General features: G+C 40.1%; 17 protein-coding genes, 1 tRNA gene and 1 pseudogene. 11 read left to right on the forward strand and 8 right to left on the reverse strand.

What is annotated here, in order from left to right; translation table 11 throughout:
• The first annotated feature begins 4 nt into the window (after positions 1-4).
• The 9 genes from ku (at position 5) to BM291_RS05705 (ending at position 14,565) form a co-directional block, all read left to right on the forward strand.
• Positions 5-775, forward strand: coding sequence for a non-homologous end joining protein Ku (gene ku, locus BM291_RS05660; RefSeq protein WP_092895199.1), 771 nt, complete (start codon positions 5-7; stop codon positions 773-775).
• Entirely contained in the window at positions 775-3,201 is a 2,427-nt protein-coding gene (gene ligD / locus BM291_RS05665) for a DNA ligase D (RefSeq protein WP_092895200.1), read from the forward strand. The genes ku and ligD overlap by 1 nt, the downstream gene beginning before the upstream one ends.
• A 444-nt stretch (positions 3,202-3,645) precedes the next feature.
• Entirely contained in the window at positions 3,646-5,787 is a 2,142-nt protein-coding gene (locus BM291_RS05670) for a catalase (protein ID WP_092895201.1), read from the forward strand.
• A 54-nt stretch (positions 5,788-5,841) separates the two neighbouring features.
• Complete coding sequence (locus BM291_RS05675; protein ID WP_092895202.1) at positions 5,842-6,342, forward strand: hypothetical protein; 501 nt, start codon at positions 5,842-5,844, stop codon at positions 6,340-6,342.
• Positions 6,339-7,625, forward strand: a complete 1,287-nt coding sequence (locus BM291_RS05680) for a M23 family metallopeptidase (protein ID WP_092895203.1) — start codon at positions 6,339-6,341, stop codon at positions 7,623-7,625. Before BM291_RS05675 ends, BM291_RS05680 begins: the two co-directional genes overlap by 4 nt.
• 163 nt (positions 7,626-7,788) lie before the next feature.
• Complete coding sequence (locus tag BM291_RS05690; protein WP_139229044.1) at positions 7,789-8,073, forward strand: hypothetical protein; 285 nt, start codon at positions 7,789-7,791, stop codon at positions 8,071-8,073.
• A 108-nt stretch (positions 8,074-8,181) separates the two neighbouring features.
• Positions 8,182-9,384, forward strand: a complete 1,203-nt coding sequence (locus BM291_RS05695) for a glycoside hydrolase family 117 protein (protein WP_092895206.1) — start codon at positions 8,182-8,184, stop codon at positions 9,382-9,384.
• 579 nt (positions 9,385-9,963) lie between these two features.
• Complete coding sequence (locus tag BM291_RS05700; protein WP_092895207.1) at positions 9,964-13,482, forward strand: sulfatase-like hydrolase/transferase; 3,519 nt, start codon at positions 9,964-9,966, stop codon at positions 13,480-13,482.
• 237 nt (positions 13,483-13,719) lie between these two features.
• Complete coding sequence (locus BM291_RS05705; RefSeq protein ID WP_092895208.1) at positions 13,720-14,565, forward strand: hypothetical protein; 846 nt, start codon at positions 13,720-13,722, stop codon at positions 14,563-14,565.
• Positions 14,566-15,006: 441 nt separating this feature from the next.
• Here the strand turns inward: BM291_RS05705 and BM291_RS05710 are convergent.
• Positions 15,007-15,080, reverse strand: a tRNA-Ile gene (locus BM291_RS05710).
• 104 nt (positions 15,081-15,184) lie between these two features.
• Between BM291_RS05710 and BM291_RS05715 the strand changes: the two genes are divergently transcribed.
• Both BM291_RS05715 and BM291_RS05720 read left to right on the forward strand, forming a co-directional pair.
• A complete protein-coding gene (locus BM291_RS05715) occupies positions 15,185-15,814 on the forward strand; it encodes an HAD family hydrolase (RefSeq protein ID WP_092895209.1) in 630 nt (209 codons plus the stop codon).
• Entirely contained in the window at positions 15,807-16,931 is a 1,125-nt protein-coding gene (locus BM291_RS05720) for a site-2 protease family protein (protein ID WP_092895210.1), read from the forward strand. The genes BM291_RS05715 and BM291_RS05720 overlap by 8 nt, the downstream gene beginning before the upstream one ends.
• A 185-nt stretch (positions 16,932-17,116) precedes the next feature.
• Here BM291_RS05720 and BM291_RS05725 read toward each other — a convergent pair whose 3' ends face one another.
• From BM291_RS05725 to BM291_RS05750, 7 genes and pseudogenes are all read right to left on the reverse strand, one after another.
• Positions 17,117-17,413 carry a rhodanese-like domain-containing protein gene (locus BM291_RS05725; protein WP_092895211.1) on the reverse strand — a complete coding sequence of 99 codons (297 nt, stop codon included), beginning with the start codon at positions 17,411-17,413 and terminating at the stop codon, positions 17,117-17,119.
• A 4-nt stretch (positions 17,414-17,417) separates the two neighbouring features.
• On the reverse strand, positions 17,418-19,253 hold the full coding sequence (locus tag BM291_RS05730; RefSeq protein ID WP_092895212.1) for a T9SS type A sorting domain-containing protein: 1,836 nt from the start codon (positions 19,251-19,253) through the stop codon (positions 17,418-17,420).
• 5 nt (positions 19,254-19,258) lie between these two features.
• A complete protein-coding gene (locus BM291_RS05735) occupies positions 19,259-19,915 on the reverse strand; it encodes a PASTA domain-containing protein (protein ID WP_245786776.1) in 657 nt (218 codons plus the stop codon).
• A gap of 230 nt (positions 19,916-20,145) precedes the next feature.
• On the reverse strand, positions 20,146-21,237 hold the full coding sequence (locus tag BM291_RS22575) for a T9SS type A sorting domain-containing protein (RefSeq protein ID WP_455423276.1): 1,092 nt from the start codon (positions 21,235-21,237) through the stop codon (positions 20,146-20,148).
• Between the two features lie 960 nt (positions 21,238-22,197).
• Positions 22,198-23,214: pseudogene (locus BM291_RS22580) on the reverse strand (zinc metalloprotease); the annotation flags it as partial.
• A 10-nt stretch (positions 23,215-23,224) separates the two neighbouring features.
• The gene (locus BM291_RS05745) at positions 23,225-23,473 is read right to left on the reverse strand and encodes a NifU family protein (RefSeq protein ID WP_092895214.1); all 249 of its coding nucleotides are present in this window, start codon (positions 23,471-23,473) and stop codon (positions 23,225-23,227) included.
• Between the two features lie 4 nt (positions 23,474-23,477).
• Entirely contained in the window at positions 23,478-24,572 is a 1,095-nt protein-coding gene (locus tag BM291_RS05750) for an Mrp/NBP35 family ATP-binding protein (RefSeq protein ID WP_092895215.1), read from the reverse strand.
• Positions 24,573-24,691: the final 119 nt, after the last annotated feature.

Raw genomic sequence — 24,691 nt, forward strand, 5'->3', positions numbered from 1 at the left:
ATATATGAAATCAATCTGGAATGGCACATTAGGTTTTGGTCTAGTAAATATCCCTATCAAAATGTATTCAGCTTCTGAGGATAGAAGGATTGATTTAGATATGCTTGATTCTAAAGATCATGAGCGGATTCGTTATCAGCGCGTCAACGAGAAGTCTGGTAAAGAAGTGGAATGGAAAGACATTGTGAAAGGCTATAAAATGGATGATAAGTACATCATTCTTGAAGACGAGGATTTCGACCAAGCCAATGCGAAAAAGAGTAAAATTGTGGAAATCGAAGCATTCGTGGATGAAGTGGATGTGGCTGATATGCTTTTCAAAAAACCTTATTTCCTCGAACCTCAGAAAGAAGGTGGCAAGGCCTATAATCTGCTTCGGGATGCGCTTAAGAAAACCAAAAAACTTGGCTTAGCTACATTCGTAATGCGTCAGAAGGAAAATCTCTGTCTTATCGGAATCTACAAAGATGCATTAGTGCTGCATGTAATCCGTTTTTCGGATGAAATAAGGAGTCCATCGGATCTTAAAATTTCAAGCTCCAAAGCCACCAAAAAGGAAGTGGAAATGGCTGAATCTCTAATTAAGCAGTACAGCGAAAAGTTTGATCTATCCAAGTATAAAGATCAGTACAATGAACAGCTGATGAAAGTGATCAAGGCAAAGTCTAAAGGAAAAAAAGCTGTAGTCAAGAAATTTGAACCGGAAAATACACCTTCCAAAGATTTGATGGCGCAGCTGAAAGCAAGTTTGGAAAAACGTAAAAAAGCTTCCTGATGGCTCTTGAGGAGTATAATAAGAAACGGGATTTTAAGAATACTAATGAACCTTTGGGAGAGTTGGCTCTACAGACTGGGGAACTTCGGTTTGTGGTGCAGCGTCATGATGCAAGCCATTTGCATTTTGATCTCAGGTTGGAAATGGATGGAGTTCTCAAAAGCTGGGCTGTGCCCAAAGGCCCGTCACTGAATCCTGGAGATAAAAGATTGGCTGTGCAAACAGAGGATCACCCCTTGAAATACTTGGACTTCCATGGCACAATTCCCAAGGGGAATTATGGTGCTGGGGAAATGACCATATGGGATTCAGGGACCTACGTTCCCATGTCGGATAAAAAAAATGCTGAGCTCAGCATGTTAAAAGATGGAGATCTGAAGCTGACTTTTTTTGGAACCAAGTTGAGAGGAAATTTTGCTTTGGTGAGGACGAAATTTGAAGGGAAACAGCCCAACTGGCTATTGATCAAAAAGAAGGATGAATTTGCAACAGATTTGGAATATGATGCCAATCTCCATCTTAACGAAAACGCGGTAGAAGACCAAAAATCTAAGCTCTCCAAAAATATTTCCCTTAAACATCAAGTATCGCCCATGTTGGCTACAAGCAGCAAGGATCTCAAGTTTAGCACTTCCAAGAATTGGCTATACGAGATCAAATGGGATGGGTATAGGATGATTTGCAATCACTCTTCGAGAAGTACTTCTCTCTATTCCCGAAATGGAGTAGATTACTCTGCAACTTTTCCTGACTTGATTACTAGCTTAAAACAGCTTCCCAAAGACGCCATACTTGATGGAGAGGTAGTAAGTTTGGACAAGGAGGGTATATCTAAATTCCAATGGCTTCAGCATTACGGAGAAGAGCCAAAGGGTGATCTGATGTATATAGTCTTTGACCTGCTTTACCTAGATGGCCATAGCATTATTCACCTCAAGCTGGAAGAACGTAAGGAATTATTGGAGGCTTTGGTCGAGGATATTTCTCATGTTCGTTATAGTGAACATTTAGTAGGGGGCGGGAAGGCTTTTTTCGAAGAAGCGAAGGCAAAAGGTTTGGAAGGAATCATCGGAAAAAAGGCTGATTCAATCTATTATCCTGGGGCTCGATCAGAAGATTGGGTCAAGTTCAAAACGCAGGAAAGTTTGGAAACAATTATCTGTGGCTTCACCCAATCGGAAAATCGACCTTTTGGATCCTTGATTTTAGGGTTGCATCGCAACAACGAATTGCAGTATATAGGTAACTGCGGTACAGGTTTTTCAATAGCTCTGCAAAAGAAGCTAGTTTCTCAGTTTAAGAAAATTAAGCAGCCTAAATCCCCGTTTTTGGAGAAAATTAATCTTAATGGAAGAGAACCAAAGTGGCTTAATCCTATCCTAGTGGCTGAAGTGATTTTCGCCGAATGGACAGAAAATAATAGACTTCGTCAACCGGTATTTAAAGGGTTAAGAAAGGATAAATTTCCACAAGAACTAACAATTGAGAGTAGCGGTGCATCAACGAAATCAAGGGCCAGTTTAAAAGATTCATTGAAAATTGACGGGATTGATGTTCATATAACAAACTTAGAAAAACCACTTTGGCCTAAAGAGGGAATCACCAAATATGATTTGATTGACTATTACCTAGCGGTTTCTAAATATATTTTACCTTTTCTAAAAGATCGTCCTCAAAATCTCCATCGTCATCCCAATGGAATAGATAAAGATGGATTTTATCAAAAAGACACACCTGAAGGCTATCCGGATTGGATAAATACTACTAATATTTATTCTGAGTCCTCAGAGAAAGATATCGATTACATGCTTTGTCAAAATGAGGCCACATTGATCTATATGGCGAACCTAGGTTGCATTGAGATTAACCCTTGGAATGCAAGAGTCAGTTCACTTGATAAGCCTGACTATATCGTGATTGATCTAGATCCTTCTGAAAAAAATGATTTTAAGCAAGTAGTAGAAGTTGCGCAGGCATTTCATCAATTGTTAGATACGATTCAAATTGAAGGCTATTGTAAAACCTCGGGTTCCAGTGGTCTTCATATTTACATACCTCTAGGCGCAAAATATACATTTGAGGAAGGAAGGGATTTTTGCAAGCTGTTGTGTACTATCATACAAGAGCAGCTACCGAAACTGACCACCATGGAAAGGTCTCTAAAAGCTAGGAAAGGCAGGATTTATCTAGACTACCTTCAGAACCGCTCTGGTCAAACGCTTGCATCAATTTACTGTGTTCGTCCGAAGCCTGGAGCTACGGTGTCCACGCCTTTATTGTGGAAGGAAGTGAATAATAAATTGGATAAAAATGAATTTACAATTTTCACTGTGAGGGATAGAGTGAAAAAATATCCAGACCTTTTTAAGGAAGTTCTTGGTAAGGGAATCAGTATAGAGAAAGCGCTAGAAAAGCTAGATGAGTAGCGAAAGTAGCTATCTCATTATAATGGCCTAAGCTCGATTAGGTGTGCAGCTCTTAGTTCTGGAGTATTTTTCTTTTTCACTATGATAGTATTATGAGAGAACTATAAAATCTTTATGAGAATAGATTTTCGTCCTCATTATGAGGAATAATTTATTCACTTTTGAAAAATTAGAAAATACTGTTTTCATAAATTTTGCTTTCTCTTTATAAAGATTAGGTGAAAGCAAAAGTTAAATTAATAGCCTCTTTTCTCTATGTTAAATGCCGATATACGCCTATTTCCTTAATTAGGCCATTTTTACTTTTGCTGTTCTGGTTTTGGGTTCCTTGTGAATACTGGTAATTCTCATTTCAGCTGAACGTACGTTTTTTGAAAAACCTGCATGATTTGCTTGGAATGTTTTTAGTGTGATTTGAACACACAACCACTAAATCATTTCATTATGACTGAAAAAGAAAAAGCTGAAGAAAAAGGTAAGAATCCAAAAATCGATGACCTCTACATGAACACAGAAGATGGAAGTGGAGAGGCGATGACGACTAATCAAGGTTTGAAGATCAATGACGATCAGAATTCTCTGACTGCGGGAGAGAGGGGGCCGACACTTTTGGAGGATTTTCATTTCCGTGAGAAAATGACGCACTTCGATCACGAGCGAATTCCTGAAAGAATCGTCCATGCACGAGGAGCGGGTGCACATGGTTACTTTGAATCATATGGAGATTTGTCTGAGTTTACTAAGGCTGGATTTTTAGGTAAAAAAGGTAAGAAAACTCCTGTTTTTACAAGATTTAGTACGGTAGCTGGCTTTAAAGGATCCACTGATTTGGCGCGAGATGTAAGAGGATTTGCTGTCAAATTCTACACCGAAGAGGGGATTTATGATCTGGTGGGTAATAATATGCCTGTGTTTTTTATTCAGGATGCGATGAAATTTCCCGACTTGATCCATGCTGTGAAGCCAGAGCAACATAATGAAATCCCACAAGCAGCATCCGCTCATGATACGTTTTGGGATTTTATCTCACTGATGCCGGAGAGTATGCATATGGTCATGTGGGCTATGAGTGACAGAGCTATTCCTCGAAGTTTAAGTATGATGGAAGGTTTTGGAGTCCATACCTACAGATTTGTAAATGCGCAAGGTGAATCGTTTTTCGTAAAATTCCACTGGAAGCCTGTCGCAGGAACTTACTCTGTCACCTGGGATGAAGCTCAAAAAATCTCAGGACAAGATCCTGATTTTCATAGAAGAGATCTGTGGAACGCTATAGAAAATGGCAATTTTCCAGAGTGGGAATTCGGTGTTCAGATCGTAGAAGAAAAAGACGAACATAAATTCGATTTTGATTTATTAGATCCAACCAAGCTGATTCCCGAAGAATTAGTGCCGGTTAAACTAATTGGTAAAATGGTGTTGGATAGAAATCCTGACAATTTCTTCGCAGAGACTGAGCAAGTTGCTTTTCATCCTGGGCATGTAGTTCCAGGTATTGATTTTACCAATGATCCTCTACTTCAAGGTAGGTTGTTTTCCTATACCGATACACAGCTGTCAAGGCTGGGTGGTCCTAATTTCCACGAAATTCCTATTAACAGATCTATCGCGCCAGTGCATAACAATCAGCGCGGGGGTATCTCTCGACAAACGATTAATAAAGGACAAAGCAGCTATCATCCGAATAGCATAGGTGGTGGATGTCCATTTCAAGCTAAGATGGCAGAAGGAGGATTCACTTCTCATCATGAAAGGATAGATGGGCATAAAATCAGAACGCGTAGTAGTAGCTTTTTGGATCATTTTAGTCAAGCAAAACTTTTCTTTGAAAGTCAGACTAAAGTGGAGCAGGAGCACATCGTGGAAGCACTACGTTTTGAACTTGGTAAAGTAATGACTGAGGATATTCGAATGAGAATGGTGGGAATGTTGAGTTATATCAATGATGATTTAGCCAAAGATGTCGCTGAAGGATTAGGTATCAAAGCTATTAACAAGCCAAAAGATCCTCTAAATCATAGCTTCCCAGCTGATGCAGATCCAAAGGACTATCAGCCAAAAGAAGTTAAGAAATCAATCGAAAAGTCTCCGAAATTGAGTTTGATGGCCTCGCCTGGCAAAGGCATAAAAGGCCGAAGTATTGCTGTTCTCGCTGATGACGGAGTAGATGCTAAATCACTAGAGAGTTATAAAAAAGCTTTGACGCAAGAAGGTGCTGATGTCAAAATTATAAGCACTCATTCTGGGTCAATCAACGATAGTAATGGTAATTCTATTAAAGTTGACCATAGTTTCTTGACGACGGCCTCTGTTTTATTTGACGCTGTTTTTGTGCCAGAAGGAGTGAAAAGTGTAGACACATTACATAAAAACCCGGACGCAATTAGGTTTGTAGATGAATCATATAAGCACTATAAATTTATTGCAATTAATGGCGACGCCGAACAAGTCTGGGATATGACCTATGCTTCAAGGAATCCTAAGCCAAAAGGGGTTTTGTTTAATCAAGATCCAAAGGCGTTTATAGATGCTGTTTCCCAACATAGAATCTGGGAAAGAGAAGATGCTAAAAGAATTCCTGTTTAAACCTTTAGGGGCAAAATCAGCAGTTTGATTTTGCCCTTTTTTCAATTCAAATGAATGGATAGTAGACATTTCTTAATAACAGTACTTTCTGGAGTTATCGGTACCATAGCCATGACGCTGTTTATGTATTTGTATTCCTACGTAAGCAGCAATTTTACTAAGGTGATTCATATTCTAGGAAATATGCTCATTGGAGAGCGTAACTATTATTCTCCCAATAAGAAAGCATTCATTGTAGGTACCATAGCCCATTTCGGAGTAGGAGTGCTATTTTCCTTTGGCTATTTCTTGCTATGGAATTGGGGTGTATTCAAAATTAACTTGCAAGACTCCATCCTGATTGGAGCAGTCAGCGGAGTAATTGCCATAGTTGTGTGGAAAGCTTATCTTTCAGTCCATTCCAATCCACCTCAACTCTCTCAATTCCATTATTTCCTAGCTTTATTTTTAGCTCATATCGTTTTCGGCCTTGTTAGCGTGAATCTGTTTCATCAGATTATTGAAAACCCTGAGTTATGGTACCAACTTCAGGAAGACGCTAAACTTACCCAATGAAATCATTAAAACTCATTATCGCCCTAGGTGTTAGTTTGGTCATTCTGATTGCCTCTTGCAATACTAAATCGTTGAGAATTTTTAAATCAAGTTCAGCAAGAACCCAGTATCTCAATACACTTAAGAATTCAGGTATTGGCACAACTAAAATTGGCGAGGAATGGAAAAACTCAGCTTCTATGGCTCTAGGAAATGCGTCCGAGCTAGAAATCCCCTTTGCCATCCAAGGCAGTTTCAGGTCCAAAAGCATAGAGGCGAAAGCGTGGAAAATTCAGTTAGAACAAGGCGCATCGATTACTATCCTAGTCAACTGGCAAGCAAATGACAGCAGTCAGTTATTTGTGGATTTATTAGAAGGAGTTGAAGGGAAGGAACTAGAATCCTATACGATACAAAATGATTCGTTGCAGTTTGAAGCTGATAAAACAGGATATTATATGCTTCGTATTCAGCCTGAACTACTTGGAGAAGGCAACTTTCAAGTCAGAATTAGTGGCACTGAAACTTATGCGGTTTTTCCAGTGCAGGGCAAAAATATTAAAGCAATTCAAAGCGTGTGGGGTGATGAGCGTGATGGAGGAAGCAGATCCCATGAGGGAGTGGATATTTTCGCAACACGCGGTACCCCGGTACTTAGCCCTGTTGCAGGCGTGGTCACAGCAGTACGAGATCGTGGGTTGGGAGGGAAGCAGGTTTGGTTGAGAGATCCTGAACGCGACTGGAATCTTTATTTTGCACATTTGGATAGTCAGCTAGTGAGTAATTTGCAGCGGGTAAATCCAGGCGATACGTTGGGATTGGTTGGGAATACCGGAAATGCCAAGACCACCGCTCCGCATTTACATTTTGGCATTTATCAAAATGGAGCGATTAATCCTTTTCCTGCCATCAAAAATAATTTTGAAAGAGCTCCAGAACTTGCAGATCAGCAATTGCCTCAGCTGATGCAAGTCAATACTTCTCAGGCAAATATGAGAAGCAAACCAACTGTAAAGTCTGAAGTGGTTTCTAACTTGAAATTGAATACGCCTGTTTTTATTAAAGCTGCGACTTCTGATTGGTTTCAGATTCAAACTGCTGATGGAAGTATTGGGTTCTTATCCAAAAAGCTGCTCTCAAGAGTTGATTCGATTACGTTAGATGCTAAATCAATTTATGCGTATACAACTCCTTTGGAAGTTGATAGCATTTGTGTTGACTTAGAACAGTTTCATCAAATCGGTTTGGTACAAGGACTTAAGATGATCAGAGATCAGGATGGTAACGTCCTTTATTTGCCTTGATCATTTTTTATGGCAGAGATTCTGTCCTGTTCGAACTAGAAGTTCAAAATCAGATCTGGCCTGGGTATTACCTAGTAGAAGAAATTTATGGGATAAAGTATTCTTCCAAAAAATCAGAAAAGGGTTCCTGTATAACTAGAAGCGCTATTGTTGAATTAAGGTTTTGGAAGGAAATTACGTGAGTACTGATCCATGGCCAGGAAAGGCATCAACTGATGATTACCAGTTGGGAGGTAATTGGTATAGTGACTCGATAGAAGCTGCACTGTTTATAAAAGATCAGCAAGGGGCCAAGACTATTTCCAAATACAAAAAAGAGTTTTTATTGGATTGGGCAGAAAGATGGAAGTGGCTGGGAAATAGTTTGACTATCCGTATCAATGCCGATAATCTTATTCTTTGGCGGGAACCGGAAATCTGTGAATCTTGCTATATCCTTCAATTTTAGACTATATTTTTTCTCTGAATAATTCAGCAGGTATGCAATCTTGAGTTTGTTAGATACTTCTAATTCCCTTATGTTCATATATCAATAAACCCAGAATCAATAAACAATATGAACTTTAATAGGAATCTTTTTCTAGTCGCTGGAATCATCTTTTTGCAATCTTGTGATTCGTCAACACATTCTGAATCAGCCAATTCTGATCAGGAAATTAAAGTGACGGCTGAGCAGTTGGACAAGCTAGGGATTACGAATGGAGAGCATTTGAGTGCTGCTTCAAAGCGTGCTTTGAATTGGCCAAATATTGGAAACGAATGGTTTTTGGAGTTTTCGGATTTGAAACCTTTGAAAGGCGACCTTGCCTATGAAGAAGGAGTGGTACGTCGCGATCCAAGTGCGATGATTTTCGAAAATGGCAAATACTACGTTTGGTATAGCAAGAGTGTAGGAGCTACCGATGGATTTGCAGGAGATATAGAGAAGGATAAAGTATTTCCCTGGGACAGGTGCGATATCTGGTATGCTACTTCAGAAGATGGGTGGACTTGGAAAGAAGAAGGTATGGCTGTGGGAAGAGGAGCGGCAGGAGCCTATGACGATCGATCTGTATTCACAGTGGAAATAATGAAGCATGAAGATAAATACTACCTGTCTTACCAGACTGTCAAGTCGCCTTATACAGTTCGAGTTAAAAATCAGATCGGCTTAGCTTGGGCTGATTCGCCGAATGGCCCTTGGACAAAAAGCGTGGAACCAATCCTTAGCCCGGCTGATAATGGCATCTGGAAAGGTGAGGAGCAAGATCGATTTGCCGTAGAGAAGAAAGGTGATTTTGACAGTCACAAAGTTCATGACCCATGCATTGTTCCCTACAATGGGAAATTCTACCTCTACTATAAGGGTGAGCAAATGGGCGAAGAAATCACTTTTGGAGGTCGTCAGATTAGGCATGGAGTTGCCGTCGCTGATAATCCATTGGGTCCCTATGTCAAATCCGAGTTTAATCCAATAAGTAATAGCGGCCACGAAATCTGCGTTTGGCCTTACAATGGAGGAATAGCGTCGTTGATCACTACAGATGGCCCGGAGAAAAATACAATTCAATGGTCTCCAGATGGGATCAATTTTGAAATCATGTCCTCCATCAAAGGGGCTCCACATGCAATTGGACTGAACAGATATGCAGATACTGAAAAGGAGCCAACGGAAATCCTTAGATGGGGACTTTCACATATCTACAACAATTCAGACTATCAAAGTATTATGAGATTTTCCTCCAGAAAGATAACTTCACATAAAGCCAAGGGAGAATAGTATTACAATAAATGGGATAGATTTTTTAAGGATCAGATTGATGTTTCAATTCATTTTTGATCGACTTCTTAGCGCTTTTGATGATGACTTATTGATTCAGTTGTAGCACAGGTCATTTTTGACCAATGTTTACTACCGTATAGGACAGGATAGAAGTGTATACATATGGATATATTTTAGCTGTCAAACATTAAAATAACCTCCTTATTACGATCACGAAACTTAGCCAAATGAGTAGGGATATCTGGCTGATGCTCCAAGTTTTAGATAGTAAATGGTTGTATAGAAGCAATTACTTCCCAAAACCAATGCTATATAGGGTCCCTTTTCCACTTACCATTTCCTTTCTATTTCGTGGGGCAGAAAGCAAAAAGATGTGGAAATGTGGACGAGCTCCTGTGGGTGATTTGAACGCCTTACAAATCTGATGATAATAGAAATGTTAGCAGCTTTGACTGGGAGTTGAAATGGTGTCGTAAAAATAGAATAAGAAGTAAATGAAGCGGCTAAAAGCACTTCTGTGAGCTTTTTTCTAGTTTTAAACAGGTAGATATAGAAATTTAAAAAGATTAATGACCTATGAGGCTTAACATTAGTGTAGTCGTATTTTGTTTGTTAGCGAGTGTGCGTTTTGCTTATTCGCAGACCACACAATCGCCCAATATTATTTTTATCCTGACAGATGATCAGCGTTGGGACGCACTTGGATATGCTGGAAATGACCTAATCACAACTCCTGAAATGGACGCTTTGGCAAAGTCAGGAGTTTATTTTAAGAATGCCTTTGCGACTACACCTATATGCGCTGGGAGTAGGGCTAGTTTTCTAACAGGTGTTCAGGAGCGAGCCCATCTATACAACTTCCAGACAGGACCCATCAATGAGGTGTATATGAACAATTCTTATCCCAAGATCCTAAAAGAGTCTGGTTACACCACGGCTTTTTTCGGGAAGTTCGGAGTGAATTACGAGGACAAGGATAAGCTTTTTGACGTGTACGAGGATTATGATCGTAACAATCAGTTTACGGATAAAAGGGGGTATTTCTATAAAAAAATAGGTGAGGATACCGTTCATTTGACGAGATACACGGGCCAGCAGGCGCTTGATTTTATTGAAAATGTAGATACATCTAAGCCTTTTTCCTTGTCGCTGAGTTTCAGTGCGCCACATGCTCACGATGGCGCAGAAGATCAATATTTCTGGCAAAATGAAACCAACTCCTTACTTCAAAACACTACAATTCCAGATGCAGAATTGTCTGAGGATAAATATTTTGAAGAGTTGCCAGGGCCGGTAAAGGCAGGGTTTAATCGCTTGAGATGGACCTGGAGATATGATACTCCTGAGAAATATCAGCATAGCGTCAAAGGTTACTACCGAATGATAAGTGGTATTGATCTCGAAATCGCCAAAATCAGGAAGCAGCTAAAAGCCAAGGGGCTGGATAAAAACACGGTCATCATCCTTATGGGAGACAACGGGTATTTTATGGGAGAAAGGCAATTGGCTGGCAAGTGGCTGATGTATGAGAATTCTATCCGGGTTCCGCTCATTATTTACGATCCCCGCAGTCCTCAGCATCAGGACATTGATGAAATGGCATTGAATATTGATGTTCCTGCCACAATTCTTGACTTGGCTAAGGTGGCTCAGCCTGAGACTTGGCAGGGCAAAAGTCTGATGCCATTGGTGGAGGGCCGATCCAATAGCTTAGATCGCGATACGATTTTAATCGAGCATTTGTGGGAGTTTGATAAAATCCCGCCAAGCGAAGGTGTGCGGACGAAGGATTGGAAATATTTCCGTTATGTCAACGATCACCTGGCTGAGGCACTGTATGATTTGAAAAATGACCCGAAGGAGACTAGGAATCTTGCTTCAGATAAAAAGTATGCTGGTCTTTTGCCTAAGTTCAGAAAGAAGCTAGATGAGCTCATAGCTGAAAAAAGTGATGAATACAGTGAGGCTCCATTTGGCTTAACCGTAGAGTCAATAAGGAACTCCTCTGAGGTAAAAATCATCGATGCGCAACCTGAGTTTGGGTGGAAAGTGCCTGATTTGGCAAAATTTCAATCAGCTTATCAGATTTTGATTTCTAGCTCTGAGGAGAAAGCTTCTCAGAATATCGGAGACATTTGGAATTCTGGAATAGTTCGAGGCAATGCATCTTATGATGTGACGCTAGGTCGAGCTCCTTTATCTCCTGGTGCGAAGTACTTCTGGAAAGTAAGGATTTGGGATGAAAACAATCGCGTCAGTCGCTATTCAGCTTCGCAATCATTTCAAATAGCAGAGCGAAATCTGGAAGCCTGGTTGACCACTCCGAATGTTTTTCAAGTAGAGCGGATTGCACCTCAAAAGGTAGAAAAGCAAGGCTCTACTAGTTATCTGGTAGATTTTGGGAAAGCAGCTTTTGCCAATCTTGAATTTGATTACAGTACCGATAGGAAAGGCACTATGATTGTGCGGCTGGCAGAGCAATTGACTGATGGTAAAATCAACCAAAAACCACAAGGGCATATTCGATACCAAGAAATAAAAGTAGCGGTAGATCCCAAGCAGAAGCATTATAAACTTCAGCTTAATCCAGATGAAAGGAACACCAAGTCTGGAGCTGTGATTCTGCCGGATTCTATCCCAGTTTTGATGCCTTTCCGCTATGCAGAGCTGGTTAATTTTAAAAGTGAAGTAAAGAAGCAGGATGTTACTCAGGTAGCATATTTTAATTATTTCGAAGATCAAACGAGCAATTTTTCCAGCTCAGATACTACGTTAAATCAAGTGTGGGACTTGTGTAAATACTCAATTAAGGCTACCACATTTGCAGGCCTATATGTCGATGGGGATCGAGAGCGAATTCCTTATGAAGCAGATGCGTATCTAAATCAACTTAGTCATTATACCACTGATCAAGAGTACGCCATTGCGAGAAGAACAATCGAATATTTCATGCAATATCCTACTTGGCCTACCGAGTGGCAACAGCATGTAGCTTTGATGTTTTACGCGGATTATTTGTACACAGGAAGTACAGAGCTGATTGAGAAATATTATGAAGAATTGAAGCATAAGACGTTAGTGGAATTGGTGAGAGAGGATGGCTTGATTAGTTCGGAATCTGAAAAGAATACTCCAGAATTCATGAAAAAGCTAGGGTTCAAAGACCCTTCAATCAAGCTAAAAGACATAGTGGATTGGCCACCAGCTCAAAAAGACACAGGATGGAAACTTGCTACAGCAGAAGGAGAGCGTGATGGATTTGTTTTTAGGCCGATTAATACGGTGGTAAACGCATTTTTCTACAGGAATATGGAAATCATGGCGGAGTTTGCCAAAGTAATGAATAAGCCAGAGGAACAGCTTCAATTTGAGCTATATGCGATCAAGGCTAAACAAGCTATAAATGCTAAGCTCTTTGACAAGTCAAAAGGAGTTTACCGAGATGGGGAGGGGACAGATCATGCATCGCTACACTCCAATATGATGGCTTTGGCTTTTGAACTTGTGCCAGAGCAATACCTGGATTCGGTGGTGGGATTTGTGAAATCCAGAGGGATGGCTTGCAGTGTTTATGGTTCCCAATACCTAATGGATGGCTTGTACAATGCTGGGGAAGAGGATTACGCGTTACAGTTGTTGACTGCAACTAATGATAGAAGTTGGTGGAATATGATAAAAATTGGCTCCACCATTACCTTGGAAGCTTGGGATATGAAGCATAAGCCCAATTCAGATTGGAACCACGCTTGGGGAGCTGTACCTGCTAATGTTATCCCGAGAGGACTTTGGGGTATTCAGCCAAAGACGCCAGGGTTTGGGATAGCTACCATCAAACCTCAGCTTTCTTCACTTACAGAGAGCCAAATCACCGTGCCAACTGTTCTTGGTGAAATCGTAGGGAAGTATACCCGAGTAAATCAAAATTATCAGAAATACTCGATTCAGTTGCCTGCCAATATGCTGGGAGAATTTGAACTCAACCCTTCTTCAGAAGTCGAAGTATTCCTAAATGGCACTAAGGTCAATAGGGCTTTTGGAGCAATTAGGCTTCAGCCGGGGCATAATGAGATTGAAATTAAGGTCAATACCTTCTAAGTTCAAGAATTGAAATTTTAATATATCTTTGGACAAACCTTTAAATTCCAATCTGATTATCTGCAATATCGCCAGTAACCAAAATTTCTTTGCTCACCGGGTCAGAAGACCGAAGGCGCCAGCCCGACTACTGGCGGGGGTGACTGAAGTAGCCTAAATTCTTGAGTTAACCAAATCTTAGTATGCTTTTGGCTCTTTAGGGGTAAAAAAGCGGATATACATAAATCCCAAAATATCATGAAAGTAAACCACTTAGTTTTAACTGTATTAGCATTCTTTTTTGCTTGTTTTCAATCGGTCAACTTGCATGCTGAGACTACAGAAGAAGTTGGCTTTGATATGAGGAGGGATTTGCTACTGGTTCAATTTGATAGCAAAACTGATGTGGATGATATTCACACCGCAGCGGCGCTGATAACGCTTATGTCCAATTCGAAATTTGAAAAAGTGAATTATCATGCAGTTGCTGGTACTTATGGGATTCAGGAAGGACTTTATGTTCCACCGAATGATTTGTTCCAACTAGCATTTGGGGATAAATGGTCAGATGCACATACAAATTCGGAATTGGCGGTGGAGCAGGTGATGAAAAAGGTAAAGAAGGCGCTGGAAAAAAAGGGTGACGTATGGATAGCTGAGGCAGGGCAGTCGGATTTTACAGAAAAGCTGGTGAAAAAAATTCAAGCAGAAATGCCCAAAATAGACGTTTCCCAGCGTATTCACGTGGTTCAGCATAGTGACTGGAATGAAAAAGTTACTTCTCCAGAAAGTTTACAATTTGTAAGATCAACAACTGATTATCACAAAATTCCAGATGGAAATGCGGTAGGAAATGGAAGTCCAGGCTTTCGCTCGCCAGAGTACAGTCAGTGGGATGATAAGATTTCCGATCCGAAATTGGCAGAAATCTGGAAGTTGGCTATGGCCATTGGACTAGAGTATAATGGTAAAGAGGGTAGATATAATAATGAGGCAGTGGCCAAAGGAGGCTTGGATTTCTCGGATTTGAGTGAGGTTTGCTGGATTTTGGGAATTCAGGATATTAAGGACGTAGCGCAATTCTTTGATGAATATGGTTACTGAGTGCATTTAGCAATCCCATTGACTTCCAGAGTTAATTTTTTTGGAAGGGATAATGGGTTTTAATCAGGTCTGGTCAAATAACTTGCCTTGGCGTCAGATCCTATCTTGTGACGGCTGTTTGTATAACTCTTCAGAAAGGGAGTCCCTCAACGTCTTTTGTGATTGATACATCTTAATAAGGAAATATGGTGTTGGAGAATTCAAGAAATGAGTTCTCTTATTTCCCCTATTAATCAATTTTCTTAGTTGATGGACTTTTGAAGCAGCTTTGTTATCTCCGCTTATTTGGGACAAATATCCTTACCAAATCCCTAATTTTTGTAACCCATCAATAGACCGACATCCAAGGCATTCTTGATAGCAGAGAAAAATAATTGACCTTCTTAGTGCAAATAAAAAAGACACTCACGAAATATTTATCGTAAGTGTCTGATTACTAGGTGGGCCCACTTGGAATCGAACCAAGCACCTACTGATTATGAGTCAGTTGCTCTAACCGAATGAGCTATAGGCCCGATACTATTAAAACTACCAGTTTTGGCTGGTAATTCTCCGTAAACCTTGGTTTTCGGAGTGCAATGTTACATATTTGAATGCAAATACACAACCCATATTTCGAATGAAAAATGCACCGGATGCAGACTTTTTGATTTTTGATTTAGGCAATGTCATCGTTGATATAGATTATCAGAAAGCATTGCAGCGTATCAAACAGGAAATTTCTGTGGAGTTTTATGATAAGCTAGATGGTTTTTATCTAACTGATTTTCACAAGGATTATGAGGTAGGAAGAATCAATTCTGCGGCTTTTAGAGACGGGGTTAGAGGCTATTTCCAACAGGAATGGAATGATGATAAAGTGGATGAATTATGGAATGATTTGTTGCTAAAAATTCCTGCAGAAAGGCTAGAATTAATTTCAAAATTGAGAGAAAAATATCAAGTCGGCGTGCTGAGCAATACCAATTTGATACATATTCATGCTGTAAATAGAATTTTGAAGGAAGACCATAGTTTGGAAAACTTCGATCCAATCTTTGACTGGGTATTTTTAAGTCATGAAATGGGACTTTCTAAGCCTTCTCCTGAGATCTATGAAAAAATGCTTGTTGATCTTGGAACATCTGGTGATCGGGTAATATTCTTTGATGATTTGATAGCCAATGTGGAAGGAGCTAAAGCAGTAGGTATTCAGGCGGTACACGTGACGGGCCCTGAAGTTATTTTCGATTATTTTAAGAATGTATAGTAAAAAAGAATACCTCCGTCACGGAATCTTATTTATCGCCACTCTTATTTCCACCACTCTTGCAGGAGCAGAGTGGGTATATGGGAAGTCAGTGTTGGGAGAAGGGGAGAGCCTCCTTACTTGGGAGTATTTCTGGATGTCCATGGCCTTCTCGATCCCTTTTATAGGGATTTTGCTTATTCACGAGTTGGGACATTTTTTTACTGCGATATATCATAAGGTGAAGTGTACACTGCCATTTTTTATTCCAGGCTGGTTAGGGTTTATAGGGATTCCAACCATTGGTACCTTCGGAGCTGTGATTCAGATGAAAGGTTTTGTCAACAGCCGAAAGAAGTTCTTTGACATAGGTGTAGCCGGACCATTGGCTGGATTTGTGGTAGCATTGGTGGTGTTAGTTTATGGCTTTACTACCCTTCCCGAGCCAGATTACATCTATTCAGTGCATCCAGAGTATGCTGATCCAGATTTTCAAGGATATGAAGAAGGGGCACTTGATTTTGAACTTGGGAATAACTTACTATTCTGGGGCCTAGGAGAGGTTTTCGCTGATCCTGATCGCATGCCAGCTATGTCTGAAGTAATTCACTACCCGTATTTATTTGCTGGCTTTCTCGCCTTATTTTTCACGGCCTTGAATCTTCTTCCCATTGGACAGCTGGATGGCGGCCATGTGATTTTTGGCCTATTTCCGAAGCGTCACAGAGAGATCTCATTGGTAGCTTACGTTCTGTTTATTGGCTATGCAGGAATGGGAATGATTAGCCCATATTCGCCCGTGGAAGATCTAATGCTATGGATTCCGTTGTATGTAGGGTTCCTGTTCATTTGCTTTACTAAATCAGGACTCAGTTTAAAGAATAGGATCACTCTTGTATTGTCTATTGCAGCTCTGCAATATGCCGTTGCTTTTGTTTTACCAGGAGTTCATGGATATCAAGGATGGCTATTTTACGGCTTTTTGCTAGGTAGAATAATGGGCGTTAGACATCCTGAAGTTTCTGGTTTTCATGAATTGGATACCAAGAGAAAAGCGCTGGGGATACTAGCCATTGTAGTTTTTATTCTATGTTTTTCTCCAGAGCCATTCATATTTGCAGAAGGATCGGACTTCTAATTATAAGGGGATTCTAAGAGAAAAGGATTGGAAAATTGGCACTTCTTCCGACTGAATCTGGATATACGAAGTCGGGCACTTGACGATCCCGTTTATTATCAGGGCTTTTTTCGCCTAGCGTTTAAAAAAATGATTATGGCATAAAAAAGACTCCCCGAAGGGAGTCTGTCATTAAAAAGAGCTTCTTATAAGTTTCTATAAGCTAAGATGCCGCCTGTAGTATTTCGAACTTTCGAAAATCCTTTGGTCTCCAGGAATTTTTTTGCGTTCATGCTTCTGGCGCCAGAACGACAATGAACTACTATTTCAGTGTCTTTATAATCTTCTAGCTCCTCAAGTCTAGTTGGTAAATCGGCCAAGGGGATATTTTTTGCTCCCAAGTTGTCATCTTCATATTCCCATTCTTCACGAACGTCAAGGAATACGAATTTTTCATTATTATCCAATCTGGATTTCAGGTCTTCTACAGTTATATCTTCCATATTATTATTTAACTAAAATTCTGTATGAATGCATCCCGGTTTCTGTACTCAAATTGAGAACGTAGACGCCTGGACGCTGTCCAATAAAATTAACAATTTCTCCTTTAGATGAAAGTTGACGCTCAAGAAAAATCTCTCTTCCAAAAGAATCAAAGATTCTTGCTTGGCTAAATCTACCTTCTAGGTTAAGTAGTGTTTCTACAGGGTTTGGATATATCAGAATGTGGTCAGCTGGTATGGAGGCTTCCTCAAAAGGAACATCTATACTTACATGAGGTCTGATCATCAATGAGCCGCGTACCTCCTCATTTTGAGCCCAAGCGCCCACTACGTTATAAAATAACTTATCTCCAGAATCATTTACCTTATCCAGTCCTACATGGATGAAATCATTCGTGTACTGAGCAAAACCTATGTAGAAGTCTCCATCTACTTTAATATTGGTATCGAGAGAGTAGTAAAGAAATTCTTGTCCTGCTTCTTTAACAGCAATCAAATCCTCTCTTGTAAATATAGGATCTGCGTCCAGATCCTTCCAAACTTTGATGTCTATAGCTTGATTAGCTTGCCTAGGATTAGTGAAATTGATAGAAATTCCTTTGAGGAATACTTCCTTAGGCGTCGTGTATTTGACAGCTAATTGGCCAGATCGTTGGTTGATGCCGGCAGCATAATCAGCGGAACCATTATCATAGGCAAAATAGTCTAAGAGTGGAAAGGAAGACCTTACCGTATCGTTCAGCTCATAATTAACACTGGAGAAAAAGGTGGTGTCTCCTGATTTTACTTCGTAAAGTAGCCCATCACCGGATGTAATTGAAGAAATGATTTCTATGGTAGTTTCATTCTTCGGAACAGGTATTTCTTCAAATTTTCTGCTTTCAAATACTCTTCTTTCCAGGGCATTTGGAACTGGATTGAAAGGTGTATTGAGGTTGATAGGAGTGGTGGTCATTGTGGAAGGATCTCTGAGCACGATAGAATATTCCATCGCTCTAAATCGATTTTCCAGATTGTAGAATTCATTTTGGACAGAACTCCAAAGACCTTTTTGGTTATCAGCTAGAAGCACAAAAGGGTAGGCGCCATAATCTCCGATTCGAAGGTAATTTATGCGGGTAAGACTTCTGTCTTTGTAATCAAGAGTAGTGGCTGTTCTGCCGTCATTTAAATAGATGTAGTCAATCAGCCAGCTATCAAATGGACCAGATTGTCTTCCTTGGGAAAAGAAGCGAAACTGGAAATTAGCGTGTTGCCAAGCTGGTAGAATCTTAATGATTTCTTGAGCGAAAGCGGTTCTGTTTAGAGCTACTCCACCTGTTTGGCTCCAAATCGTCACCCAACTTCCTTGAGGATTAAGAATTTGTAAAGTCAACTCATCGCTTTCGTCTGGAAGCTCTGCTCTTCCTCCAGCCTGCCAAAAGAAGCTTAAATAAAGACTTTCGCTGTTAGATGTATTTAGAGAGCTTAAGTCAAATGGCTTCGAGGTTATATAGTCCGTTTCTCCCTGATCAGTTTGTGTGACAGAATATGGATTGCCATTTGCAGCTACACCATCAAGCAGCACCATGCCGATTGACGGTGCATTCAAACCAATGGTTTCAGTATAAGAAGCTCCACTTAGAGTCCACTTAAGGGTGTCTATACCTTGTGAAAAATCATCCCAAAATGGGATGACGTTATTTTGTAAAATTCGTGCGTTTTGTTCTCCTAAACTGTAATTTTTGATTTTTTGCTGTTGAACCGGACCAAACTCCACCAATTGGCCATGAGCCAAAGTCGATATGAAAAGGGCTACGAATAGCCCAGTCATTCGAAGTATATGGTGTGTTTGGAGCATGTAGCTTAAAAATTATTCTTAGCGATCCACAGATCTATTAATTCGCCGGTTTTTACTTGCACTGACGCAGGAGGAGTTTGTCTCAAGACTTTTCCTGCTCCCACAGAATCAGTATCAAGATAGTATTTATTACCAACTCTTAAGCTTGATCCTAAAATCAAGAATTCAGCATCTACCTCATCCATACCTTTAAGATCAGGAACAGCAAGAATCTGATTGCCTAATCCGTCACCCACTACCAAGTCAATTCTGGCACCTTTGGGTATTTCAAATCCTTCTCGCACAGTGACACCGCGGTATTTTTGCTCCAGCACCACATTGATACCGATATCTGGAACGTAAACAATGTCGCCACGCTCAAGTCCCATGTTAGCCAAAATCTCCTGCACATTTTTCAGAGGAGTGTTGACCAAATTAGGCATTTTAAGCATAGGAGGATTTCTAGCATTTAGAGTTAGGTAAACAGTTTTACCACTTTTTACCTGTGCATTTGCTTCCGGAATTTGTTTGAGCACAGCAAAAGGCTTCAGATCAGTATTGAAGCCAGAGTCAAGGGAGACTTCGTATTGAAGGCTTGCCCGATCCAAGATGTCGATGCTTTCATCGAATGTATATCCGGATAAATCAGGTACAGAGACCGATTCCCCATGATTGGTGTACATAGGAAGGTACATTTTCAAAAAAAGGAAACCCAGTAGAACTGCTATTCCGGAAATTACTAGAAGGTTAATTATGATCTTTTTCAAAAGAGATGCTGAATGAAGTACCTGAGAAATTTTAATAGTTAAAGATAAGCGGGAAATTCAATCCTCACAACGTAGGATTCCTCTAAAACTGATGAAATCTACTGGCAAAAAATAAGCCGAAGAGGATTTCTTCGGCTTATTTGTGATTAATTAATAATCAGTCTTCGAGTTTCCCGTATCGAATTACTCGAAATTTTTATAATAAATACACCCTTAGAAAACAGTTGAGTGCTAAATGAATAAGTCTGGTTAAGTGTACCTGGATATTCAATTTCCTGAATTAAGGCTCCAGTACTTGAGATCACCTGAATTGTTACATCCTCAAAATCAGGCAAGTTGAACGCAATATTGAATACTTCACGAGCAGGATTTGGGTACAGTACTGACATGCCCACAGCAGGAATTACCGGTTCAGGATTGGCATTTAGGAAAAGCTCGATGTTGTCCAAGTAAATTGGAGAATCTGAAACACTACCACCTTCAATTACGAAAGCAAGGCGAGCGTTTGTATTTCCGGGTCCAGCAAAATCACTAAGGTTTATAAACTTACGAACATAGTCACTAGCACTATTTGGATTGGCTTCGCCTACAGTTACTGTAGAAAGCTCTGACCCACTTGCTGCCCAAACTTCCGTGTAATTAGTTCCACCGTTTGTACTTGCAAGAATTTTCAAAGTAGTGGAAGTGCCAACTTGTCCGGCAGCTAAATCAAAGAAGATACTGGCTTGTTGGCTTCCTGAAAGATCAAAGACAGGTGTGCCTAACCAATACGAGTGCCCGGACGCACTGGTAGACAGCATTGCAACATTATTAGGTCCTTCACCAGATGAAATAGGAGTGATTTTCCAGGCCTCACTGTCTGATTCAGGATTTATGGTTTTCCAAGGATTTAGCGCACTGCTATTATTGAAGTTTTGTCTCCACGGCACTGGTACAGTGGTTGCATCTTCAATAATGTACCTAGTTAAGCTATCAGAGTTATTGCCGTTTTGGTCAAAATTTGGTGACGAAATCACAAATTTGAGACTGTTTTTACCAATTGAAGTTGATTTGCTTGTGGTGAGATTAAAGCTCTCACCTGGCGCAGCATTGGAACCACTTGCCACAAAGGTTTGCTTAGAACCACCATTAGTGGTTTTTGAAAACACAAAGCTTGATACAGGTAGATTTCCTGTATTGGTAATAGAAACTATTTCAGATTCATGTGTACCATTAGTGATTGGACTTGGAGCTAGCATATCATCTATTTCCAATTTATAAACGAATTCTTTATTAGGTATTATTCTAATATTTCGGATGTAAATATTATTGCCGAATCCATTCTCTGTGATGAAAGCTAAACGAACTGATCCTTGACTTGAATACTTGCTTAGATTTACTACCTCTGTTCTGAATTGATTATTATTAGATGGGATAAATTCATCTAGAGTTACAGCAGTTGTTTGCAACTGTAGACTGTTTTTGTCATAAGGTGCATTAGCGATGTCAAACGTGTTTCCACAATCCTGAGACAAGGCAACGATTAATCTATCAGCAAATCCAGACTGATCATAAGGTGCATATGCCAATTCAAATACGAGTTGTGCATCTGGATATTGTGTCAGATTTATAATTGGTGAGGTGTAATAGTCAAGCTGTCCTTGCGCTTCGTATTCGTAGTGTCGGATATAAACCAAATCCTGAGGAGTGCCTGAAATCGTTAGATTTCTTTTCTCCCAAGTCAATAATTGATCTGGGTTAGTAATTGTCCATGGAGACGGAAAAGTACTCAGATTTGACGTGTAAGGAAGATTTACCGCTTGCTCTAGAATAGGAGTGACAGTTCTGCTATTGTTCGTAGGGACGTTATCAGTGGCGTCATTGGCCTGAGTGATTCTGAACTCAATTGTATTGGTGCCTGCCACTAGACTAAATTCTTTGAAATTTAAAACAGCACTTTCTCCGGTGTTTATGTTGAAGGTAAATCTCTTCGATTCTAAGACTTCTCCATTTCTTCTTAGCTCAACTCGTCCGGAGGTCAATGTGTTTTTGCCTGCATTCAAAACCTCAATAGAAGGGTTGATCTGAGGGTCACATTCGAAGTTTCTAGGCTCAATTACTTTTGAAATTGCAAGATCATTATCTGCAAGTACAGGTTCCTGAGTGGCTCTGTTGTTGATTAAAGTGACTCTTCTTGGGCTATTTGCCAATACTATGTTAAATCGCTCTACCTGTCCCTTTGTAAACAAGTTCATACATGCATCAGGAGTATAATCCATGTAATTTTGGATCATATCATTTGAGTTGCAACTAAAGCGAGTAGCATTTGGGCTACAGGTATTATTGGAATTGTCCTGCTCAGGTGTATCTGCTACGAAATCATCCACTCCGCAACCTCCGTCACCCCAGATATGTCTTAAGCCAAAGAAATGCCCTACTTCGTGCGTGGCTGTACGTCCTAAAGATGCTGATATTGCACTTCCACCAATGCCAAAAAACCTATAATCAATCACTACTCCATCCGTAATAGATGAAGTTGGAGCATTATTAAGTCCAGGTAAATCAGAAACAGGAAAAGAAGAGTATCCTATATATGGGCTCACCAAAGGGACTACATACATGTTCATGTACTCATCAGGATTCCACTGAATCAGCTGCCCGATAGTGGTAGCGTCTGTATTAGGATCATAGGAAGTTTTTGATCCTTTTGTACGTGTGATTCCATCGGTTGGTAATCCTAAAGGATCCTGCTTTGCAATTACAAATTCAATGTTTGTCTGGCCTGCAAAGGGTAGAAATGCTGTAGGAGTATTAGAAGCATCTGCATTTAACCTTTGAAAATCTTCATTAAGAATTCTAAGCTGTTCTACAATTTGGGAAACGGGAACATTGGTGCGCAGTCCAACAGGATCGCCGTTGTGTATCACATGGACTACTACTGGTATTAGGATTGGCTCAGCATTGATTTTGGCTAGGATTTGAGGCTGACTGGTTTTGTCCTCTATCTTCTCATTGATCCATTTTTCGAAATAAGGTTTTGTGCCAAAATAGCCCAATTCCTTTTCCATTTTTTGTTCCAAGATCTCATGACCACATTTCTCTCGATGTGTATGTGTAGTTGACTGGTCAGTGATATCAAAGGTTTGGAATTGCTGCGCAAAGCCTGTTGAAAACACAAAAAGCGCTCCCAGTAGGAGCATACTGGCTTTGTCAAAAATCCGGAAACCTTTTTTCATTAAAATCTAATTAAGCAACAGTTAGGTTTACGGCTTCTACTCGTACGATTTCTGGAATTGCACGCTTAATAGCTTCCTCTACTCCAGCCTTAAGTGTCATGGTAGACATTGGGCAGGTACCACAGGAACCTAATAATTCTAATTTTAGAACCATGTCATCAGTTAGTTCTACTATTCTTACATTGCCTCCATCTGCTTCCAGATAAGGGCGAATTGTATCTAGTGCAAATTCTATTTGTTCTCTAAGTTCTGGTTGCATAATGTTAAGCTTTAATTTCTACTACCTCGGTCTTACCCTTAGAAGCATTTCTTATGGCAATTTGTCTAGCGATCTCTTCAGCTAGCTTCATGTAAGATTCTTGTGTGATTCCATCTTTAAGTACTGCAGGGTAGCCTGAATCTCCGCTTTCTCTAATACTTTGTACAATCGGAATTTCTCCCAAAAACGGCACATCGTATTTTTCAGCTAATTTTCGTCCCCCTTCTTTACCAAATAGGTAGTACTTATTGTCCGGTAATTCTTCTGGCGTAAAATAAGCCATATTTTCAATAACACCTAAGATAGGTACGTTAATTTGAGGCTGTCGAAACATCGATAATCCCTTATTAGCATCTGCTAAAGCAACTTTCTGTGGAGTAGTCACAATCACTGCGCCTGTGACAGGAACTGTCTGCACCATAGTTAGATGGATATCGGAAGTTCCAGGAGGTAAATCAATCAGTAAGTAATCTAACTCACCCCAATCCACATCAGAAATAAACTGCTTCAAAGCGGAACTAGCCATAGGGCCTCTCCAAACAACTGCACTGTCCACTGGCGTTAAAAATCCAATTGACATCAACTTCACACCATATTGCTCGATAGGGATGATGATATTCTTTTCACCTACCTTTTTTATTGCAGGTTGCTCAGCCTCTACATTGAACATGGTAGGAATGGATGGGCCTGAAATATCCGCATCGATCAATCCAACTTTTGCTCCAGTTTTAGCTAAAGAAACGGCAAGGTTTACAGCAGTAGTGGATTTACCAACTCCGCCTTTACCCGATGCGATTGCAATGATGTTTTTTACTTGAGGCAAAACAGGCGCTGCCTCTCTTACCGTAGTAACTTCGGAAGTCATAAATAAATCCCATTCTGGCTCCTTGCCAAAATCTTCCTCTAAAGCTTCTAAGCAATTATTTTTAATTACTTCTTTTAGGGGACAAGCTGGAGTAGTGAGAACTACATGGAAGCTGACTTTATTACCGTTGATTTCTATCTTTTGTATCATTCCCAAAGTCACCAGATCCTTCTTTAGATCGGGGTCTTGTACTCGGGAAAGTGTTTTCAGGATATTATCCTTAGTTAACTGCATGTGGTGAATGTTGTAATTTTGCGCAATTTAGAGCTTAAAGACTTCTAAATAAAGAATGAATTAAATCTATTGTACTTCTGAACTAGATGAAACCTCAGAAAGTTCTCATTTTTTGGATA

The sequence above is a fragment of the Algoriphagus aquimarinus genome, from assembly GCF_900112005.1.
GTDB classification, from domain to species: Bacteria; Bacteroidota; Bacteroidia; order Cytophagales; family Cyclobacteriaceae; genus Algoriphagus; species Algoriphagus aquimarinus.

What these genes read in the sequence shown, in the direction of transcription:
- BM291_RS05670 (WP_092895201.1), top strand. Translation starts at nt 3,646, where the DNA reads ATGACTGAAAAAGAAAAAGCTGAAGAAAAAGGTAAGAATCCAAAAATC.
- BM291_RS05705 (WP_092895208.1), top strand. Translation starts at nt 13,720, where the DNA reads ATGAAAGTAAACCACTTAGTTTTAACTGTATTAGCATTCTTTTTTGCT.
- ligD (WP_092895200.1), top strand. Translation starts at nt 775, where the DNA reads ATGGCTCTTGAGGAGTATAATAAGAAACGGGATTTTAAGAATACTAAT.
- BM291_RS05735 (WP_245786776.1), bottom strand. Translation starts at nt 19,915, where the DNA reads ATGTACACCAATCATGGGGAATCGGTCTCTGTACCTGATTTATCCGGA.
- BM291_RS05675 (WP_092895202.1), top strand. Translation starts at nt 5,842, where the DNA reads ATGGATAGTAGACATTTCTTAATAACAGTACTTTCTGGAGTTATCGGT.
- ku (WP_092895199.1), top strand. Translation starts at nt 5, where the DNA reads ATGAAATCAATCTGGAATGGCACATTAGGTTTTGGTCTAGTAAATATC.
- BM291_RS05715 (WP_092895209.1), top strand. Translation starts at nt 15,185, where the DNA reads ATGAAAAATGCACCGGATGCAGACTTTTTGATTTTTGATTTAGGCAAT.
- BM291_RS05720 (WP_092895210.1), top strand. Translation starts at nt 15,807, where the DNA reads ATGTATAGTAAAAAAGAATACCTCCGTCACGGAATCTTATTTATCGCC.
- BM291_RS05680 (WP_092895203.1), top strand. Translation starts at nt 6,339, where the DNA reads ATGAAATCATTAAAACTCATTATCGCCCTAGGTGTTAGTTTGGTCATT.
- BM291_RS05745 (WP_092895214.1), bottom strand. Translation starts at nt 23,473, where the DNA reads ATGCAACCAGAACTTAGAGAACAAATAGAATTTGCACTAGATACAATT.
- BM291_RS05700 (WP_092895207.1), top strand. Translation starts at nt 9,964, where the DNA reads ATGAGGCTTAACATTAGTGTAGTCGTATTTTGTTTGTTAGCGAGTGTG.
- BM291_RS22575 (WP_455423276.1), bottom strand. Translation starts at nt 21,237, where the DNA reads ATGCTAGCTCCAAGTCCAATCACTAATGGTACACATGAATCTGAAATA.
- BM291_RS05730 (WP_092895212.1), bottom strand. Translation starts at nt 19,253, where the DNA reads ATGCTCCAAACACACCATATACTTCGAATGACTGGGCTATTCGTAGCC.
- BM291_RS05750 (WP_092895215.1), bottom strand. Translation starts at nt 24,572, where the DNA reads ATGCAGTTAACTAAGGATAATATCCTGAAAACACTTTCCCGAGTACAA.
- BM291_RS05695 (WP_092895206.1), top strand. Translation starts at nt 8,182, where the DNA reads ATGAACTTTAATAGGAATCTTTTTCTAGTCGCTGGAATCATCTTTTTG.
- BM291_RS05725 (WP_092895211.1), bottom strand. Translation starts at nt 17,413, where the DNA reads ATGGAAGATATAACTGTAGAAGACCTGAAATCCAGATTGGATAATAAT.